Raw genomic sequence first — 19,354 nt, 5'->3', positions numbered from 1 at the left:
GGTATCGCTACGCGACGGTGGCCTCGATGAGGTCGTCCACCACGTCGGCCAGGTCGTGGCCCCTGGCGTGCACCCGGCGCTGGCGCATGGCTCCCGAGCCCTTCCGCAGCAGCCGGTCCAGCCCCTCCTGGACGAACGTCAGGTCGCCGGCCTCCGCCAGCGCCGGGCGTACGTGCTCCAGGAGGCGGCCCGCCATCACCGGCGCGGGCACGAGGGCGCCGTGCCGCACGTCCATGCTGTCGCCCGTCAGCCCATAGCGGGCCGCGCGCCAGTAGGCGGCGCGCAGCACCTCCGCCGGGATCGGCAGCCCACGGTCACCCCGCTCCACCGCGGCCAGCGCGGTCACCACCAGCGCGCGGATGAGCCCGATCAGGGTGAGACTGTCGCTCACGTCGAGCGGCACGTCGGCCACCCTGATCTCGACCGTGGGCAGCCGGGACGACGGCCTGGCGTCCCAGTAGACCGTCTTGGCGTCGAGCAGCACGCCCGAGTCCGTGAGCGCCCGCACCGCCAGCTCGTAGTCGCCGAACGACGGGAAGTACGGCGGCGCGCCGGACACCGGCCAGCGACCCCAGCTGATCACCCGCCAGGACGCGTAGCCGGTGTCGCGGCCCACGAAGAACGGCGAGTTGGCGGCCAGCGCGATCAGCGTGGGCAGCCAGGGACGCAGGTGGTTGCCGACGTAGACGGCATGCTCCTCGTCGGGCACGTCCACGTGCACGTGCAGGGCGCAGATGCTGATCTCGTCATGAAGTGCGCGATAGAGCGTCCTCCCTTGGTGATAGCGATCGTCGTCGGCGAGCGGCGGCGGCATGACGTTCCCCAGCACGGGGATGCCGCTCGCGACGACGGCCAGTCCGCACGAACGGGCGGCGGAGGCCACCTCCTGCCGCGCGGAACGCAGTTGCGAGCCGAGCTCGCTGAGGTCGGCGGAGGGCGGCGTGCGAGCCTCCACCTGGAAACGCGTGATTTCTTGCACCACGTCGAGCACATCCGTCGCCGCGGCCAGGACATCGGCCGCTCGGGGAGCCACGTGGCGGGTGCGGGGATCGACTACGAGGTATTCCTCTTCGATCCCGATCAACGGAACCATACCCACACCTCGCTGGGAGTCCAAACCTCCGACTGAAGGTTGTGCCCGGCGCACGCCCAGGGGAAAACCCCTGGAGCAAACGATTGCTCAGATGGGCCCGTAGAGGGCGTGGGCAAATCCCGTGGACATGGCCCAATAACGGTCGCCGTACGACCAGTGCCACCACTCGGTGGGGTAGTTGACCAGGCCGGTGGGCTCCAGGGCGGCGGCGAGGAGCTTGCGGTGGGCGCGGGCGTCGGAGGAGATATTGGGGGCGGCCGTATAGCAGGCGCCGTCGCTCTGCTCCGGGTTGTCGTTGACCTGGGTGCCCATGTCGTACTCGACGCCGTCGGGGTCGCACAGGGTCAGGTCCACGGCGGCGCCGGCGGTGTGGGGGGCGACCTCGACCGGGGACACGTACCGACTCGCCGCGATATATGACTCGTCGGGGGAAATTTCGGGGAATGTGGTGTGGAGCTCCGCCCGGTACGTCTCGAAGATCCGCCGCTGGGTGGCGATGGGCCGGTAGCCCTCGACGATCAGCAGGTGGAACCCCTCGGGCAGCGAACGCTCGGCCCGCTCCAGCCGGTCGAGCAGGCCGGAGCGCAGGTGCGCGTACGCGCCCTCGTCGTCGGCCAGCCGCGTGTCGACCCGCAGCCGACCGCGCACGTCGGCCAGCGGCTCGCCGCACTCGCGCACGGGAAGCGCGGTCACCCTGGGGTCGGAGATGAGCACGACATCGTTGGGGGACAGCCACATGAGCAGAAATTCTCACACAGTATCGGAGAAGACCTGCTCCCGGGCCTGCTCCAGAGCGGCCACCAGCGCCCCGCGCAGCACGGGGTTGCCCGCGACCTGGGTCGTCACCACGGTCGGCCGGCTGGGGCAGACGCGGGCCACCGCCTCCTGCACCTTGGCGGCCAGCCGCGCGCCACCCGCCCGGCCGATGTCGCCGCTGAGCACGATCAGCCCGGGATCGAGCACGACGGTCACCGCCGCCGCGCCCACGGCCAGCCGTCCCGCCACCTCGTCCAGGTAGCCCTCGTCGCCGCCGCGCACCAGGTCGGGCACCGTCCTGCCGGTCACGCCGTGCCGGTCGGCCAGGCCGCGCAGCGCGTCGTGGCCCACCAGGCGCTGGAACGAGCCCGACTGCGGCTCCGAGACGTCGGTCGGCAGCGGCTCGCCGGGGACCGGCAGCCAGCCGATCTCGCCCGCTCCCCCGCTGATGCCCCGGTGCAGCCTGCCGCCCAGCATGACGCCGAGGCCCTGGCCGACGCCGGCCCAGATCACCACGAAGTCGTCGTGGCCGACGGCCGCGCCGTACTTGTGCTCGGCGAGGGCGACGAGGTTGACGTCGTTCTCGATGGTGACGGACGCGCCGAGCGTCTCGCGCAGGCTGGCCAGCACGCCGACGTGCCAGTCCGGCAGGTCGTACGACCAGCGCACGTCACCCGTGATCGGGTCGACCACGCCCCTGGTGCCGATGACGAACGCGCGCAGCCGCGACAGGCTGACGTTCGCCGTGTCGCAGGCGCGCTGCACCGCCTCGTGGACCGCCTTGACCGGGTCGCGGCCGTCGGACGGGTTGAGCGTGATCTCCACGACCACCCTGCCTGTGATGTCCGCCACAGCGACCTTGAGGCTGTCGGGCAGGACCTCGAGCCCGGCGACGTACGCGCTGGAGGGAACGACGGCGTACAGGGCGGCGTGCGGCCCCCTGCCCCCGGCGCGCTCCCCCGCGACCTCGACCAGCCCCCGCTCCTCCAGGCGAGCGAGCAGCTGACCTGCGGTTACCTTGGAGAGCCCGGTCCTTTCCCCCAGCTCGGCCCGGGTGAGCGGGCCGTCCATCAGGAGGAGTTCGAGTGCCGCGCGATCGTTCAACCTGCGCAGCAGCCGGGGGACTCCCGGGCTTCGACTCATTACCGCACCCCTCTCGTCACGAATGGCTAACGGGCGTTTCTTTTAAGAAAGTTTCTTGTTAGTTTAGCAGCGTTGTTCGACATTTGACGATCAGCCTGGTGCGGACCGTAGGCCGGCACCCGGGAAGGGAGAACCCTGTGAGGATCGCGAAGATCACAGCCGCTACGGTCAGCACGGCCGCGCTGGCCCTGGGTCTGGCCGCCTGTGGCTCGAGCGAGACCCCCTCGTCCTCACCAAGCGCCGCCGCACCCGCCAGCAGCGGCCCCAAGTACGCCGGCAAGACGCTGACGTTCTGGCGACTCGGGGACACCAACCCCGCCGCGCAGAAGTACACCGACGAGCTGGTCGCCGAGTTCGAGAAGGAGACCGGCGCCAAGGTGAACGTCGAGTGGATCCCTTGGCCGCAGGTCAACGACAAGTTCACGGCCGCGGCCGCCGGCGGCACCGGCCCTGACGTGACGGAGATCGGCAACGACCAGGTGCCGCTGTGGCAGAGCCAGGAGGCCCTGGAGCCGATCACCGACATCGTGGCGGGCGGCGACCAGGCCCAGATCCCCAAGAACCTCATGGGGCTGGAGACCATCGACGGCGAGACGTACGCCGTACCGTGGGGCGGCGGCAGCCGGGCGGTGCTCTACCGCGCCGACTGGTTCAAGGAGCTCAAGATCGAGATTCCCAAGACCTGGGACGAGCTCGTGGCGGCCGCCAAGAAGATCCAGGCCAAGAAGGGCAAGGACGTGGACGGCTTCGCCTTCAACGGCGGCTCCGACGCCAACCACCTGCTCGGCGCCCTCGCCTGGACCGCCGGCGGCGACTACGCCGCCAAGGAGGGCGAGAAGTGGGTCGGCAAGCTCACCGACCCCGGCTTCAAGGAGGGCTTCGCCCAGTACACCAGCCTGGTGACCGACGGCCTGTCCAGCAAGTCGCGACTCAACCAGAACACCACCGAGATCCGCACCCGCTTCGCCAACAACAAGGTCGGCATGTACCTGACCGCGTCGTGGGACCTGCCGGGGATCGCGGAGGACAGCAAGGGCAAGCTCAAGGGTGACAAGCTGGCCTTCTTCCCGCTCCCGTCCAAGGCGGGCGGCGAGGCGCAGTCCTTCCTCGGCGGCAACGACATCGCCGTCTGGGGCTCCGCGAAGGAGAAGGACGCGGCCAAGGAGTTCGTGAAGCTGGCCTCCAACAAGCAGTGGGGCGTCAAGTACGCCACCGACGGCGGCCTGCTCCCCGTCTACCCCGAGGCCCTCGCCGCGCTGTCCAGCGACCCCGCGCAGGCGCCGTTCGCCGCCGCCTTCGCCAAGGCCAAGGCCTTCCCCGCCGACCCGCAGTGGACGGAGGCCAACGAGACCAAGGCGGTGCTGCAGAACGCGGCCCGCAAGGTCATCGAGGGCAAGGCGAGCGCGGATGACGCGCTGGCCGCTGCCAACAAGGAACTCGAAGACATCCTCAACGCCTCCTGAGTCCTGTGACGAACACGTCAACGCTCGCCCCCCGGGGCGGAGGCCGCGCCTCCACCCCGGGGCGGCGCCGCTCACACCGGCCACCGCGGGCCAGCGGGCTGCCCGCCTGGTCGATCCCCTACGTCCTGCTGATCCCGGGACTGCTGGTCATCGGCGCGCTGCTGCTGTGGCCGCTGATCCAGATGGTGATCATCTCCTTCCAGAAGGTGGGACTCGTCCAGATCTCGGGCAAGAAGCCGGCCACCTGGGTCGGGCTCGAGAACTTCACCAAGGTCTTCGAGAACGACATCTTCTGGTCCTCGCTGCGCAACACGCTGGTGTTCGCGGTGATCGCGGTGCCGCTCACGCTGATCCTCGGCACCGCCGTCGGCGTCCTGCTGCACCGGCTCGGCAAGAAGATGTCGCTGTTCGTCATCATCGGCATCATGTTCGCCTGGGCGGTCCCGCCGGTGGCGCAGGGCATGATCTGGCGCTCGCTCTTCGACGCCGAGGCCGGCATCGTCAACTGGGCGCTCAACCTGCTGCCCGACGGGCTCTCCAACGCCCTGTTCGGACGGGCCGACTGGACCGGTCAGCCGTGGCTCAACGACGCCTGGTCCATCTACATGGCGCTGATCGTCTGCGTCGTCTGGGCGGGCTTCCCCTTCATCGCGGTCTCGGTGCTGGCCGGCCTCAAGGGCATCCCGGCCGAGCTGTACGAGGCGGCCAAGGTGGACGGCTCCGGCGCCTGGCGCACGTTCAGGAAGATCACCTTCCCGCTGCTCAAGCCGGTGTTCGCGGTGCTGACCGTGCTCTCGATCATCTGGGACTTCAAGGTCTTCTCCCAGCTGTACGTGCTGGCCGGCACCACCAACCGGGAGGCCTACAACCTGTCGATGTACGCGGTGACCGAGGCGTTCAAGGCCCCGCCGAAGATGGGATCGGGCGCGGCCATCGCGGTGGTCCTGACCGTGATCCTGCTCATCGTCACCGCGGCCTACATCCGCCAGATGTTCAAGCAGGAGGAGCTGTGAAGAGCCCGCAGGCCCGCAGGCGCCTGGGCAAGGCCACGCTCAACGCGGCAGGCGTGCTGGTCTTCCTGGTCGCCGTCTTCCCCGTCTACTGGATGGTCTCCACCGGCTTCAAGGCGAACGACCAGATCTTCACCACCGAATTCATCCCGTTCCCCACGCACTTCACCTTCGAGCACATCACGCGGGTGCTCACCGACGGCGTGGCCGGGCACTCGATCTGGCTCTACATGCGCAACAGCGCCATCGTCGCGCTCGGGACGGTCCTGATCGGCGCGGTCTTCGCGCTGCTGTCGGCCACCGCGGTGGCCCGGTTCCGGTTCAAGGGGCGCACGGCGTTCCTGAGCCTGCTGCTCGTCGCGCAGATGATCCCGGCCGAGGCGCTGCTCATCCCGCTGTTCCTCGGCGTCAAGCGGCTGGGCCTCTATGACCAGTTGCTCGGTCTGATCGTGACGCAGGTCGCGCTGACGCTGCCGTTCGGGATCTGGATGCTGCGCACGTTCGTGGCCGCCGTGCCCAAGTCGCTGGAGGAGGCGGCCTGGATCGACGGCGCGAGCCGGTTCACCACCTTCTGGAAGGTGCTCTTCCCGCTGGTGGCCCCGGGTCTGGTCGCGACCAGCATCTTCTCGTTCATCACCGCGTGGAACGAGCTGATCATGGCGCTGTACCTGATCAACGACCCGACCAAGTACACGATGCCAGTGGCCCTGCAGTACTTCTTCGGGCAGAAGGGCACCGACTGGGGCGCCATCATGGCCAGCTCCACGATGATGACCATCCCGGTCGTCATCTTCTTCCTTTTCGTACAACGCCGCATGGTCTCCGGCCTGGTCGCCGGGGCCGTGAAGGGCTGACATCCGCAGGGCGAATGCCGTATTCGACCCTGCCCATCTTTGGGCCTGAAATCCGATGAGGAGCTATGAGTCAGAGTGATCGGGGGCTGCGCCGTCTCGCGGCCGGCACGCTGCTCGTCGCCTTCCAGGGCACCATGGCGCCCGAATGGGTGCTGCGCGAGCTGGAGCAGGGCCTGGGCGGCGTGACGCTCTTCGGCTTCAACGTGGCCGATCCCGGCCAGGTGAGCGACCTGACGTCCGCGCTGCGGGGCGCCGGTGAGCCCGTCATCTCGCTGGACGAGGAGGGCGGCGACGTGACGCGGCTGGCGTACCACGTCGGCAGCCCGTACCCGGGGAACGCGGCGCTGGGCGCGGTGGACGACGTCGAGCTGACCCGCCGGGTCTACCGCGCGATCGGCTCGGAGCTGGCCGCCTGCGGCATCAACCTGGACATGGCGCCCAGCGCCGACGTCAACACCGAGGCCGACAACCCGGTGATCGGCACCAGGTCCTTCGGGCCCGGCCCGGAGCTGGTCGCCAGGCACACAGTGGCGGCCGTGGAGGGCCTGCAGTCGGTGAACGTGGCCGCCTGCGTCAAGCACTTCCCCGGCCACGGCGCCACCCGGGTGGACTCCCACCTGGCGATCCCCGTCGTGGACGTGGACCTGGACGTGCTGCGGGAGCGGGAGCTGGCCCCGTTCCGCGCGGCGGTCGGCGCGGGGGCCAGGTCGGTGATGACCGCGCACGTCGCGGTGCCGGCGGTGACGGGCGAGACGCCCGCCACGCTGTCCAGTGCCGCGCTCACCGGGCTCCTCAGGGGCGAGCTCGGCTACGACGGCGTGGTCATCACCGACGCGCTCGACATGCGGGCGATCACCAGGAGCGTGGGCCTGGCCGGCGGTGCGGTGCTGACGCTCGCCGCCGGGGCCGACCTGCTGTGCCTCGGGCCGCTGCCGACCTACGACGACGTCCAGGCCATCATCGCGGAGATCGTCTCCGCGGTGCGCGAGGGGCGGCTGCCGCTCTCCCGGCTGGAGGAGGCGGCGGCGCGGGTGGCGGCGCTGCGGGCCTGGTTCGGGGCGCCCGCGCCCGTCGCCGCCGAGCAGAACGTGGTCGGCCTGCACGCCGCGCGCCGCGCCGTGCGGCTGACCGGAGCGACGGAGCCCCTGGTCGAGCCCCTGGTGATCGAGGTGGACACCCCGCCGACGATCGCCGTGGGCGACGTGCCGTGGGGCGTGGGCCCGTGGCTGCCGGACGCGGAGATCGTCCGGGTCAAGCCCGCGGCCGCCGACATCCCTGACCTGCTGGCCAAGGCCGTGAACCGGTCCCTGGTCGTGGTGGTCAAGGACGCGCACCGCCACCAGGCGAGCCAGGAACTGGTCTCCGCGCTGGTGGCGGCCCGTCCGGACGCGACGGTGATCGAGATGGGGCTGCCCGTGTGGCGCCCCGACAGCGCCGCCTACATCGCCACGTACGGGGCCGCCCGGGCCAACGCCCAGGCCGCGATCGAACTGCTCACGGCCTAGCTCCTCGCGGGCCCGGTCGGGACGCTCACGGTCTAAGGCGCCAGCAGTTCCTCGCGGGCCTGGTCGAGGGCGGCCAGCACGGCGCCGCGCAGCACCGGGTTGGCGTCGGTGATCTTCGTGGTGACGACCTGGGGGCGCACCGGGCAGATCCTGGCCACCGCCTCCTCCACCCGGGACGTGAGCGCGGGTCCGCCGGCGTGGCCGATCTCCCCGGCCAGCACGACCAGCCCGGGGTCGAGGATCACGCACACGGCGGCGACGCCCAGGGCGAGCCGGTTGGCGATCTCGTCGAGCAGCGGCTCGCCCTGGGCGCCCGCCGCCATCGCGACCTTGACGCACTCGCCCGCGCTGCCGGCCGCGAACCCGTACGTCTGGGCCAGCTCCGCCACCGCCTCGGCGCTGACCAGCGACTGCAGGCCGCCCGCCAGCGAGGGCAGCCGCCCGGGCTCGGTGCGGATGTCCTCGGGCAGCGGCACGCCGGGCACCGGCAGGTAGCCGATCTCGCCCGCGCTGCCGGAGCGGCCCCGGTGCAGCTTGCCGCCGAGCATGATCGCCAGGCCCAGGCCACGGCTGGACCACAGCAGGACGAAGTCGTCGAGCCCCTTGGCCGCCCCGTCGGCCCGCTCGGCGATGGCGGCGAGGTTGACGTCGTTCTCGATGGCGACCGCGCGCCGCAGGTCGCCGGCCAGGGCCTCATGGATGCCCTCGTGCCAGCCCGGCAGGTCGAACGAGAAGCGCACGTCGCCGCTGCGCGGATCGACCACGCCGGGAGTGCCGATCACGACGCCGCGCAGCTTGGAGAGGCTGATCTTGGCGCTGCGGCAGGCCTTGACGATCGCGCCGTGGACCACCGAGACGGGGTCGTCGTGGCCGCCGGGGTCGACCGTGACCTCGGCGATCGTGTGGCCGTGGATGTCGGCCACCGCGGTGGAGATCAACTCGGGCCCGACCTCGAGACCGGCCACGTACGCGCTGGAGGGGATCACCGAGTAGAGCGCCGCGTTGGGCCCCCGCCCGCCGGCCTGGGCGCCGACCACCTCGACCAGGCCGCGCTCCTCCAGCCTGGCCAGCGTCTGCGAGGCCGTGACCTTGGACAGGCCGGTCAGATCGCCGATCTGGCCACGGGTCATGGGGCCTGTGGCGAGCAACAGGTCCAGCGCGGCCCGGTCGTTGATCTCCCTGAGCAGTCTGGGCACACCAGGGCGTCGCTCCACGCTGAATTCCGCCGTCTCATGAGAACCGCTGTTATCGAAAAGGTTGTTGGAAGTTTAGCGCTCTCACCATCGCGTGCATTCGGATCGGGTGCCCGTTCTGACGAGCTTGCGCCTAACCAGTGTTGACCAGGGGGGATAATCGAGAACATGCGCCTTTCCGCTCGTGTCGACTACGCCCTCCGTGCCGCCGCCGAACTCGCCGCAGCCGGTGCAGGGCCGACTACCGTGGGCGAACTCGCCAAGGAACAGGACATGCCGCCCAAATACCTGGAGAACATCCTGTTGCAGATGCGGCGTGCCGGGCTCGTGCGCGGGCAGCGTGGGCCCGAGGGTGGCTACGTGCTGGCCAGGCCCGCCACCGACATCTCGCTGGCCGATGTGATCAGGGCCGTGGACGGCCCGCTGGCCAATGTGCGCGGCGAGCGGCCCGAGCATGTCGGCTACCGGGGGCCCGCCGAGTCGTTGCAGCAGGTGTGGATCGCGTTGCGTGCCACCGAGCGTGCCATCCTGGAGGAGGTCACGCTCGACCAGGTCGCCTCCGGGGCGTTGCCCGAGCGGGTCCGCCAGCTCGCCGCCGACCCGGCCGCCTGGGACTGATCACTTCCGGGTGAACCAGAGCACCACCCGGGCGATCTCGGTCTTGGGCCCGGCGGCCAGCTTGCGCACGGTGCGGCCGGTGGCATCCGCGAGGACCACGTCGGTGTTCTTGCCGACGGGCGTGGTGGCCAGGAAGTGGGCGTCGTCGAGCCACCCGTGGTAGGCGCCGCCCTTCGGCAGCCGGGCCACGCCCTTTTTGGCGCCGCTCTCCGCATCCCAGAAACAGACATTTGCCGAAATATCAGGGCATTTAGTGGAAAAGATTGATCCGAGCGTGGTGCGGGCCACGCCGCCTTCGTAAAGCTCGCCCACCCCCATGAACGTCCGCAACGCCCTGCCTTCGAGATCGAGCACCCGCACGGCCCCGCCGGGCATCTCGTACAGCACGCTCTTGCCGTCCGCGCCCCACCCGAACCTGACGTCGTTCCCGCCGGCGACCTTGGTGATTTTGACCGTGCCCGCGACAGCGTCCACCACCGCGAAGCCCACCACGCGGTCCTGTTCCTGATCCTCGATGACGGTGGCCAGCCACCGGCGCCCGTCGGCCGACCAGTTCGGGCGGAACAGCGTGGCGGGTTTGTCGACGGTACGGATCTGCCGGTCCTGGCCGGTGACGCGGTCGCGTATCCGGACGGACTCGAAGTCCGGCGTGCGGAAGCGGGTGGCCGAGAGCGAGGCCACGTAGCCGCCGCCGGGCGAGACGATCGGCTCCTCGAAGCCCCCGAAGTAGCCGAAGGTCCCGTTCGACGGGTCCCGCACGTAGGACGGGTAGCCGCTGTCGTCGCGCTGGTCGTGGTACGACGAGACCCAGATCGGGTCGGCCGGGTTCTCGTACAGCGTGATCTTGGTGTCGGGGATCTTCACCTTCGCCGTCGAGGTGAGCTCCATCCGGCCCTCGCGCGGGGCGGGCAGGGGCGCGGCGATCAGCGTGGGGGTGCCCGTGCCGACAGGCGGCGGGGCGGGCCGGGTGAGCAGCACGGCCGCCGTCACGGCCACGGCGGCGGTCACGGCCCCGGCGACGAGCCACCACCGGCGGCCCGGCGCTCGGCCGGGAGGCGGTGCCGCCGACTGCTGCCCTTCGGCCAGGAGCCGCTGCTCCGGCACGTGGTGGCCGAGCAGTCCGAGCAGCGCCCGGGCCGCGGTGGGGCGGGCCTCCGGAGCCTTGACCAGGCACCGCGCCACCAGGTCCCGCAGCTCCTCGTCAAGACCGCCCAGGTCGGGCTCGGCGTACAGGATCCGGTTGATCAGCGCGGGCACGTCGCCCGCCCCGAACGGCGGGGTGCCCGTCGCGGCGGCCACCATGGTCGAGCCCCAGGCGAACATGTCGGCCGCCGGCCCCGCCGCCCGCCCGCCGAACTGCTCGGGAGCCATGTACGGCGGCGTCCCCACCAGGTGCTCCCCCGCCAGCTCCGACTCCCCCAGCGCCCTGGAGATGCCGAAGTCGATCACCCGTGGCCCGTCCCTGCTGAGCAGCACGTTGCCGGGCTTGAAGTCCCTGTGCACCACGCCCGCCTGGTGGATGGCCGACAGCGCGGTCAGCGTGCCGATGGCGAGCCTGCGCAGCTCCGCTCCGCGCAGCGCGCCGCGTTCTCGGATCATCTCCGCCAGCGAGGGCCCGTCGACGAACTCGCTCACCACGTACGGGCTGCCGTTCAGCTCGCCGCTGGCCAGCACCTGGGCGGTGCAGAACGCCTTGACCCGGCGCGCGTACCCGATCTCCTGCTGAAAGCGCGTCCGCGCGTCGGGGTCGTCCAGCCCGGCCCCCAGCATCTTGACCGCGACCCGCCGTCCGCCGTCCGCCTCACCGAGGTAGACCACCCCCTGACCGCCCTCGCCGAGCCGGCCCACGATGCGGTACCCGCCCACCTGGGCGGGGTCACCGGCGCTCAGCGCTCTCGTCATCGCGGCGCGGCGGCGAACTGCATCGAGGCCTTGAGCGGGAGCACGTCGGCGAGCACGCGGACGGTGTCACCGAGCAGATCGATGACCTTGACCTGGGCCGTGCCCTTCTTCTTGCCCGGCTCCTGCACCAGCAGGTGCGACTCGCTGAACCAGCCGAGCAGGTTGCCCTCCGAGGTGGCGCGGGGCACCGTTTTCAGCCTGACGCCGGTCGCGGCGTTCCAGACGCACAGGTCCTTGCGGCCGCTCGGGCAGACGGTGACGAACTGCTTGCCCGACGGCGAGTACCAGTCGCGGTCACGCGGCAGGCCCACCCAGTGCATCGACCTGGTCACCTCACCTGAGTCGCTGTAGAAGTCGATCCCGTTGGTCTTGCCGTCGAAGTAGGCCTTGGCGATCCTGCCGTCGGGGGTGAAGGTGAAGTTGAGCGAGGCGTTGTCGGTGAAGGCCGTCTCGACGTGCACGGCCTTCCTGGCGGCCACGTCGACCAGCACGAAGCCCACGATCCGCTGCGGCTTGCCGTCGTCGACGACCGAGAGCAGCAGCCTGCGCCCGTCGCGCGACCAGGCCGGGATCATGGTCCGCAGGGGCTTCTTGACCGTGGCGACGGTGAAGCTCTCGCCGGTGGACAGCCTGGTGAACTTCACCTGGTCCATCTCCGCGTTCTGGAACTTCAGCCACGGGTTGAGCGCGACCCAGTCGCCGTCGGGCGAGACCATCGGCTCCTCGGCCAGGCCGACGGCCTTGAAGGCACCCGACCTGTCCCTGACGTAGCTGGTGAACTTGCCGGCGACCTCCAGGTAGGCCGTCAGCCTGACGGGGTCCTTGGGGTTCTCGTGCAGGGTCGCGCCGACCGCCGGGAGCTTGGTGTCCGTGGCGGCCTTCGCCTCCACCTTCTCCACCGGCACCTGGTTCAGCGAGGAGGTGACCGTGGGCGTGGTGCTCGGCGTGGCACTGGTGGTCGCGGCCGCCTGCCTGACCGGTGCCGGTTCGTCGACCAGCACGTACACCCCGGCTCCTGAGACCACCGCCCCGGCCGCGAACGCCGCGGCCAGTGCGGCCGGTCCTCTTCCCCCACGCCTCGGCCGGTCGGGTGGCGGTGGCTGCGGGGCGGGCGGCTCCGCCTGCCCGGTCAGGAACATCGTCTGGCCCACCAGCCGTAACAACACCGCGCTGGCGCTGGGCCGCCCCGCCGGATCCTTGTCCAGGCACGCCACGATCAGGCCGTGCAGCTCACCCAGGTTGCCGGGCAGCGTGGGCGCGTCGCGGACGATCCGATCGACCGTCGCGGCCATGGAGCCGCCGTCGAACGGAGCCGACCCGGTCGCGGCGAACACCATGGTGGCCGCCCAGGAGAACACGTCCGCGGGCGGCTCGGCCCCCGCGCCCCGCAGCCGCTCGGGCGCGGTGTACGCGGGCACGGCGACCTTGCGGGTGGAGATGGCCGCCTCCGCCATCGCCTGCTCGAGCCCGGCGTTGATCACCCGTGGCCCGTCCGGGCCGAGCAGCACGTTGCCGGGCCGGACGTCGCCGTGCACGAGCCCTGCCTGATGGATCGCGACCAGCGCCGTGATGGTCCCGACGGCGAGCCGGTGGAGCCCCACCTCGCCGAGGAAGCCTCCGGCCTCTTCGAGCGCGGGCCCTTCGACGTACTCGCTGACGACGTACGCCTGCTCGCCCAGCATGCCGGTGGCCAGGATCTGCGCGGTGGTGACCGCGGAGACGGCCTGCTGACGCTCCATGGCGAGGAGGAAGGGCTCGGGCTCCATCTCGGCCGGCAGCAGCCTGACGGCCACGGGTTCCCCGGAGCGGGAGCGTGCGGCGTACACGCTGGAGCCCAGGCGGCCGGTCAGCCGATATCCGCCGATCTCGGCGGGGTCGCCCCCGCGTAAACCTGTGATCTCCGGCATGCCGCGATCAGCCTTCCGCCAGGCCCACTCCTCGCCGTCATTATGATCCCCCCACCGCCCCGACGCAGCCGTTCTCGATCATCAACCGCCCGCCTCACCCTGCGGCGCCGCGCGATCCTCGACGGTAGCCGGGGGGCGTGCCCTGCCGGCCGCCCAGAAGAGCGCGAGGGCGGCCAGCTCGACGGCGGCCGCGGCCAAGGGCAGCCGGCCACTTCCGTGGCTCTCCAGAACGAGCCCGCCCACCGCGCCACCGCCCGAGACCCCGACGTAGACGGCGCTGCTGTTGAGCGCCAGCGCCTGCGGCCCGGACGGGCCGGCCAGGGCGAGCAGCCGGGTCTGCGCGGGCGGCGGGATCCACCACGACACGGCCGCCCACACCAGCAGCAGCGGCAGGAGCGCGGGCAGCGGCAGCGGCCGCAGCGCCCAGCAGACGGCGAACAGGCCCATCACCGCCGTGAACCCGGCGATGCCCACGATCAGCGCCCGGTCGGCGCCCCACCGGTCGGCGGCCCACCCGCCGAGCTGTCCGCCCGCCAGCCCGGCGAGCCCGGCCAGCGCGAACGCCCACCCCAGCTCCGCCGGCCCGGCCCCGGCCAGGTCCCGCAGGAACGGCGCGAGATAGGTCATCAGCATCATGCTGCCCAGCACGATCCCCACGACCCCGAGCAGGCCGAGCAGCACCTGCGGCCGGGCCAGCGGCGCCAGCCGCTCCCTGACCGGCATGGCGGCCGCCGGGGGTGACTCGGGCAGCGTCGCCCTGATCGCGACCAGCGCGACGAGCCCCAGCAGCCCGCCCAGCCCGAACGTGGCCTGCCAGCCGAACGCGCCGCCCACCCACGTGCCGACGGGAACGCCGAGCATGAGCGAGCCGGTCATCCCGCCCATCACCAGAGCCAGGTAACGTCCCCGGCGCTCTTCGGGGGCCAGCGAGGTCGCGAGGGCGTACACGGCGGGCACGACGGCAGCCGCGGCCAGCGCCGCCAGCACGCGCAGCCCCATGAGGACGGCGTAGGAGGTCGTGAACGCGGCCGCCCAGTTCGCCGCGGTGAACAGTGCCAGGGCCCAGGTGAACAGCCCCCGCCGCGACCAGGTGGCGCTCACCACGGAGGCCACGGGCGCCCCCAGCGCGAACGCCAGCGAGAAGGCGGTGACGAGCTGCCCGCCCGCCGCCACGCTGACCCCGAGATCGGCGGAGACCTCGGGCAGCACGCCCGCGATCACGTAGTCGTCGGTGGCGAAGGTGAACATGGTGAAGACCAGGGCGAGCAACCACGCGGGCATGGGTATCCCCTCGATAAGGGTAACAGTCGTTTCCCATATAAGGTAACAGTCGTAACCCCAATGACCGCAAAGGGATTTCGCCGATGGCCAGGACCGCCGACCCGCACCGCCGGGCCGAACTGCTCGACCAGATCGTCGACTACCTGGCCGGACATGGCCTCTCGACCCTGTCGATGCGCCCGCTCGCCGAGCACCTGGGCAAGTCCACCCGCGTGCTGACCCACCACTTCGCCGACAAGGAAGCTTTGCTCTCGGCCACCATGGAGCGCCTGGACGAGCGGCACCGCGAATGGCTGCGCGCGCTGCCGGGCTGGTCGGGCTCCGACAGCGTGGGCACGATCATCCGCCGCACCTGGGACTGGCAGGCACGGGAGGAGAATCTGCCGGCCGCCCGCCTGATCCGCGAGATCGAGGGGCTGGCGGCCGGTGGCCGGCTCATGGGGCACGTGCCGCGGCTGCTGGCGGACCGGTCGGAGTTCGTGGCGGGCCTGCTGCGCGATCGGGGCGTCCCGGAGGCGGAGGCGCTGCGGATCTCCACGCTGGTCAACTCGGCGTACTCGGGGCTGCAGATCGACTTCCTCACGACCGGCGAGCGCGAGCGTGCGGAGGAGGCGCTGGATCAGTTGTGCGCGCTGGTGGACGGCTGGGTGGCCGCGCACGAGGCGGGTGCGCGTTCCTAGACTGGAGGGATGCCCGAAGGAGACGCCGTCTACCGCACGGCCGCGAAGCTGCGCGGCGCGCTGGACGGTCAGGTGCTCACCAGGTCGGACTTCCGCGTCCCCAGGCACGCCACGGCCGACCTGACCGGCCGTACGGTCATCACCACGGTCTCCAGGGGCAAGCACCTGCTCACCCGCGTCGAAGGCGACCTGACCGTGCACACCCATCTGCGCATGGACGGGAGCTGGCAGGTCATGGCGGCCGGACGCCGGACCGCGCCGGGCGACCAGGTCAGGCTGATCCTGGCCAACGAGCGGTGGCAGGCGGTGGGGGTCAGGCTGGGAATGGTGGATCTCGTCAGGACAGGCGAGGAGGCACGGCTGGTCGGCCATCTGGGGCCGGATCTGCTCGGCCCGGACTGGGACCCGGATGAGGCCGTGCGAAGGCTGCGAGGGGCGCCCGACAGGACCATCGGGGAGGCGCTGCTCGATCAGCGCAACCTGGCTGGGATCGGCACGATCTATCGCGCCGAGACCCTGTTCCTGCGCGGTGTCTGGCCGTGGAAGAAGGTCGGGGAGATCGAGGATCTCAACGGGCTCGTGTCACTGGCCCAGCGCTTGCTGGACGCGAACAAGGGGCATGCGGGCACGGTGACCACAGGTGATCGCCGCCCGGCGAACCAGACGTGGGTCTACGGCAGGGCAGGGAGGCCCTGTCGCCGATGCGGCACCCGCATCAGCCGTGGGGAGATGGGGGCGCAGCCACAGGAACGGCTGATCCTGTGGTGTGCTGGCTGCCAGCTGGGTTAGGCAGCCACCATGTCCTTGACTTCGGGGAACACGGAGTCGGAAATAGACCCGGGGACCGTCTCCGTAAGGGGCAGCCGTTCGCGATCGGGCACGTCGGCCAGCACAGGGGCAGCCTGGAGCTCCGCCAGCGCGAACTGGTCGGAAACCTCACGCAACACCTGCGAAAGGGGCACTTCGAGTGCGCCGCAAATGGACGCCAGCAGCTCCGACGAGGCTTCCTTCTGGCCGCGCTCGACCTCGGACAAGTAGCCGAGCGAGACACGTGCCTGGGTGGACACCTCGCGTAGCGTGCGTCCCTGCCGCACCCTCAACCGCCTCAGCACGTCGCCGAGCAGCTGACGCAGCAGAATCATCTGTCGCTCCCTCCCCGGCGCGGATGACTTCACCACGCCCCGCGCGATCGGATCGTGCCGCACTGTGGTCTTCTTAGCTTCGTACATACTCCTCGCCGTCATCATGGGGCGTGGCCGCCCCTGGACCGCCGCTCGCGACGCTTCAGGCCCGCCTGCCGGGCGCTCGGTGCTTGCAGTTGGCTCACGGACCTCACTCACAGCTCCACCGTACCCGTATCCACCGACACCGCGTCAGACCGTGCTTCGCATGTTCGCTCGGGACGTAACACGGTAATCACCCGGAATGTTCCCCTATGTTCGCCTTCAGCACACCTGACAGTAGATCGACTGCCTCGTCCACCGTCTCTACCCTGATACGTTCGCGCGACCCGCCAAGTCTCAATTCACGCCCCCAAATCCTGCCCCCCGGCCCGCAGACGGCCGCGTACACGGTGCCGACGGGCTTGCCGTCCTGCGGCTCCGGCCCGGCCACACCCGTCACGGCCAGCCCGTACGTGGCCCCGCAGAGCCGCGCGACCCCCGCCGCCATGGCCGCGGCCACCTTAGGATGTACAGCCCCCTCGCGCCGCAGCAACTCCCCCGGCACCCCTAGCAGCTCCTGCTTGAGGTCGGTGGCGTACGAGATCACCCCGCCCCTGAACGCCTTCGACGACCCCGAGACCGACGTGATGGCGGCCCCGATGAGCCCGCCGGTCAGCGACTCGGCCACCGCCACCGTGGCGGACCGGCCCACCAGCATCGTCAGAACCTCGGCCACGTCGGCCATCGATCACTCCCCGCGCACCTGCTTCGCGACCTTGCGCAGCCGCATTGCCCTGATGACGTAGTCGACCCCGGTGGCCACGGTGACCACCAGCGCCGCCCCCATGACCACCCACCGGACGGGCCCCGGCACCCCCGGCAGGAGGTAGAGCACGATCGCGGCGATCTGCAGCACGGTCTTGACCTTGCCGCCGTAGCTGGCCGGGATGACCGCGCGCCGCAGCAGCAGGAACCTGAGGGCCGTGATGCCGAGCTCCCTGCCGAGGATCGGGATGGTGACCCACCAGGGCAGCTCGTTGAGTATGGACAGGCTCACCAGCGCCGCGCCGGTGAGCGCCTTGTCCGCGATCGGGTCGGCGATCTTGCCGAAGTCGGTGATCAGGCCGTACCGCCTGGCCAGCTCACCGTCCAGGTGGTCGGTGATCGAGGCCACCGCGAAGACCGCCAGCGCGGCCACCCGCCAGCCCGTCCCCGGCAGGAACAGGCAGACGACGAAGAAGGGGACGAGCACCAACCGGAGAACCGTGAGGACGTTGGCGATGTTCCACGGGCTTACGACGCGGCGCTCGTCCCTTTTCATGGACTTGCCTTGATACGCGCGATCAGGTCGACCCCCTCGGAGTCGACCACGACCGCGCGCACGATCTGCCCCCTGACGAGGCCGATTCCCTGAACCGTGACGGAGCCGTCGACCTCGGGACCCTGGTGGGCGGCCCGGCCCTCGTAGCCCCCGTCGCCCAGGTCGTCGTCGATCAGCACGTCGACCTCGGTGCCTATGCGCTCCTCCGCGCGCTGGGCGGTCAGCTCCTCGGCCAGCTCGGTGAGCACGCGCACGCGCTCGTCGATGACCTCCTGGTCGAGCTTGCCCGGCAGATCGGCGGCCTCCGTGCCGTCCTCGTCGGAGTAGCCGAACACGCCGATCACGTCGAGCCTGGCCGCCTCCAGGAAGCCCACCAACTCGCCGAACTCCTCCTCGGTCTCGCCGGGGAAGCCCACGATGAAGTTGGAGCGCACGCCCGCCTCGGGAGCGCGCTCGCGGATGGTCTCGAGCAGCCCCAGGAAGCGCTCAGGGTCGCCGAAGCGGCGCATCCTGCGCAGCACCGTGCCGCTCGCGTGCTGGAAGGACAGGTCGAAGTAGGGGGCGACGCCCTCGGTGCCCGTGAGCACGTCGATGAGCCCAGGACGCAGCTCGGCGGGCTGCAGGTAGCTGACCCGCACCCGGGAGACGCCCTCGACGGCCGCCAGGTCGGGCAGCAGCTTCTCCAGCGCCCGGAGGTCGCCGAGATCCTTGCCGTAGGACGTGGAGTTCTCGCTGACCAGGACGAGCTCGCGCACGCCACGGTGGGCCAGCCAGTCGGCCTCGGCCAGCAACTCGTCGGGCCGGCGCGAGACGTAGGAGCCGCGGAAGGCCGGGATGGCGCAGAACGTGCAGCGCCGGTCGCAGCCGGAGGCCAGCTTGAGCGAGGCCACCGGGCTCTCGTCCAGGCGCTTGCGCAGCACGCGCGGGCCGCTCGCGGGCGCCAGGCCCGCGGGCAGATCTCCGTGACCGGGGATGTTGGCCTTGGGGGCGCTGGCACGGTCCACCGGCGAGATGGGTAGCAGGGTGCGGCGGTCACGTGGCGTGTGGGGCTTCAGCGGCCGCCCGGCGAGGACGTCGTCGAGGCGGCCGCCGATCTCCGTGTAGTCGTCGAAGGAGATCACCGCGCTGGCTTCGGGCAGCGCCTCGGCCAGCTCGTTGCCGTAGCGCTCGGCCATACAGCCCGCTGCGACCACCTTTGCGCCGGTGTCGGCGGCGGCCAGCAGCGTGTCGATGGAGTCCTTCTTGGCCGAGTCGATGAAGCCACACGTGTTGACGACGACGACATCGGGGTCGTCGTCGCCCAGCTGCCAACCGGCAGCCTCAAGTCGCGCGGCCAGCTCCTCGGAGTCGACCTCGTTGCGCGCGCAGCCCAGAGTGATCAGCGATGCGGTTCGGCGGGATGACATGGTGAACACTACGGTATCGGGAGTTGGCCACCACCCGATGCACGGGCTCCCGCCAGATG

Annotated in this window: 18 protein-coding genes; 7 read left to right on the top strand and 11 right to left on the bottom strand. The window is 70.9% G+C overall.

Translation table 11 applies throughout. The annotated features are described in order from the left end of the window. Positions 1-7: 7 nt before the first annotated feature. From ACIHFD_RS16980 to ACIHFD_RS16970, 3 genes are all read right to left on the bottom strand, one after another. Positions 8-1,093 carry a glutamate--cysteine ligase gene (locus tag ACIHFD_RS16980; protein ID WP_397367657.1) on the bottom strand — a complete coding sequence of 362 codons (1,086 nt, stop codon included), beginning with the start codon at positions 1,091-1,093 and terminating at the stop codon, positions 8-10. 87 nt (positions 1,094-1,180) lie between these two features. Beyond that, a complete protein-coding gene (locus ACIHFD_RS16975; RefSeq protein WP_397367656.1) occupies positions 1,181-1,831 on the bottom strand; it encodes a M15 family metallopeptidase in 651 nt (216 codons plus the stop codon). 12 nt (positions 1,832-1,843) lie between these two features. After that, positions 1,844-2,992, bottom strand: a complete 1,149-nt coding sequence (locus ACIHFD_RS16970) for an ROK family protein (protein ID WP_397367655.1) — start codon at positions 2,990-2,992, stop codon at positions 1,844-1,846. A gap of 137 nt (positions 2,993-3,129) precedes the next feature. Between ACIHFD_RS16970 and ACIHFD_RS16965 the strand changes: the two genes are divergently transcribed. The 4 genes from ACIHFD_RS16965 to ACIHFD_RS16950 all read left to right on the top strand — a co-directional run bounded on the left by ACIHFD_RS16965 (position 3,130) and on the right by ACIHFD_RS16950 (position 7,824). Next, on the top strand, positions 3,130-4,455 hold the full coding sequence (locus ACIHFD_RS16965; RefSeq protein WP_397367654.1) for an extracellular solute-binding protein: 1,326 nt from the start codon (positions 3,130-3,132) through the stop codon (positions 4,453-4,455). A gap of 5 nt (positions 4,456-4,460) precedes the next feature. After that, positions 4,461-5,468: a carbohydrate ABC transporter permease gene (locus ACIHFD_RS16960; protein ID WP_397367652.1), complete on the top strand. Its 1,008-nt coding sequence runs from the start codon at positions 4,461-4,463 to the stop codon at positions 5,466-5,468. Next, positions 5,465-6,319: a carbohydrate ABC transporter permease gene (locus ACIHFD_RS16955; RefSeq protein ID WP_363967612.1), complete on the top strand. Its 855-nt coding sequence runs from the start codon at positions 5,465-5,467 to the stop codon at positions 6,317-6,319. Before ACIHFD_RS16960 ends, ACIHFD_RS16955 begins: the two co-directional genes overlap by 4 nt. Positions 6,320-6,384: 65 nt before the next feature. After that, entirely contained in the window at positions 6,385-7,824 is a 1,440-nt protein-coding gene (locus ACIHFD_RS16950; protein ID WP_397367651.1) for a glycoside hydrolase family 3 protein, read from the top strand. 32 nt (positions 7,825-7,856) lie between these two features. Here the strand turns inward: ACIHFD_RS16950 and ACIHFD_RS16945 are convergent, their stop codons facing one another. Beyond that, positions 7,857-9,038 (bottom strand): ROK family protein, encoded by a 1,182-nt coding sequence (locus tag ACIHFD_RS16945; RefSeq protein WP_397367650.1) that lies wholly within the window; start codon positions 9,036-9,038, stop codon positions 7,857-7,859. 147 nt (positions 9,039-9,185) lie between these two features. Here ACIHFD_RS16945 and ACIHFD_RS16940 point away from each other — a divergent pair, with 147 nt between their 5' ends. After that, positions 9,186-9,635 (top strand): Rrf2 family transcriptional regulator, encoded by a 450-nt coding sequence (locus tag ACIHFD_RS16940; protein WP_355372624.1) that lies wholly within the window; start codon positions 9,186-9,188, stop codon positions 9,633-9,635. On the opposite strand, the gene ACIHFD_RS16935 is transcribed toward ACIHFD_RS16940, so the two are convergent. From ACIHFD_RS16935 to ACIHFD_RS16925, 3 genes are all read right to left on the bottom strand, one after another. Then, a complete protein-coding gene (locus ACIHFD_RS16935) occupies positions 9,636-11,537 on the bottom strand; it encodes a serine/threonine protein kinase (RefSeq protein ID WP_397367649.1) in 1,902 nt (633 codons plus the stop codon). It lies immediately after the preceding gene. Continuing rightward, positions 11,534-13,444 (bottom strand): protein kinase, encoded by a 1,911-nt coding sequence (locus ACIHFD_RS16930; protein ID WP_397367648.1) that lies wholly within the window; start codon positions 13,442-13,444, stop codon positions 11,534-11,536. The genes ACIHFD_RS16935 and ACIHFD_RS16930 overlap by 4 nt, the downstream gene beginning before the upstream one ends. A gap of 81 nt (positions 13,445-13,525) precedes the next feature. Then, entirely contained in the window at positions 13,526-14,725 is a 1,200-nt protein-coding gene (locus ACIHFD_RS16925; protein WP_397367647.1) for an MFS transporter, read from the bottom strand. 83 nt (positions 14,726-14,808) lie between these two features. On the opposite strand from ACIHFD_RS16925, the gene ACIHFD_RS16920 reads away from it, so the two are divergent. After that, positions 14,809-15,405: a TetR/AcrR family transcriptional regulator gene (locus tag ACIHFD_RS16920; protein ID WP_397367646.1), complete on the top strand. Its 597-nt coding sequence runs from the start codon at positions 14,809-14,811 to the stop codon at positions 15,403-15,405. Between the two features lie 9 nt (positions 15,406-15,414). After that, complete coding sequence (locus tag ACIHFD_RS16915; protein ID WP_350724744.1) at positions 15,415-16,194, top strand: DNA-formamidopyrimidine glycosylase family protein; 780 nt, start codon at positions 15,415-15,417, stop codon at positions 16,192-16,194. Here ACIHFD_RS16915 and ACIHFD_RS16910 read toward each other — a convergent pair. The 4 genes from ACIHFD_RS16910 to rimO form a co-directional block, all read right to left on the bottom strand. Further along, the gene (locus tag ACIHFD_RS16910) at positions 16,191-16,547 is read right to left on the bottom strand and encodes a helix-turn-helix domain-containing protein (RefSeq protein WP_185071833.1); all 357 of its coding nucleotides are present in this window, start codon (positions 16,545-16,547) and stop codon (positions 16,191-16,193) included. The genes ACIHFD_RS16915 and ACIHFD_RS16910 overlap by 4 nt on opposite strands. Positions 16,548-16,821: 274 nt before the next feature. Further along, positions 16,822-17,313 (bottom strand): CinA family protein, encoded by a 492-nt coding sequence (locus ACIHFD_RS16905; RefSeq protein ID WP_397367645.1) that lies wholly within the window; start codon positions 17,311-17,313, stop codon positions 16,822-16,824. 3 nt (positions 17,314-17,316) lie between these two features. Beyond that, positions 17,317-17,889 (bottom strand): CDP-diacylglycerol--glycerol-3-phosphate 3-phosphatidyltransferase, encoded by a 573-nt coding sequence (gene pgsA, locus ACIHFD_RS16900; protein ID WP_397367644.1) that lies wholly within the window; start codon positions 17,887-17,889, stop codon positions 17,317-17,319. Further along, positions 17,886-19,295 carry a 30S ribosomal protein S12 methylthiotransferase RimO gene (rimO, locus tag ACIHFD_RS16895; protein WP_350724739.1) on the bottom strand — a complete coding sequence of 470 codons (1,410 nt, stop codon included), beginning with the start codon at positions 19,293-19,295 and terminating at the stop codon, positions 17,886-17,888. Before rimO ends, pgsA begins: the two co-directional genes overlap by 4 nt. Positions 19,296-19,354: the final 59 nt, after the last annotated feature.

Source organism: Nonomuraea sp. NPDC051941, from assembly GCF_044593615.1.
This window is presented reverse-complemented; position numbering and strand designations above follow the sequence as displayed.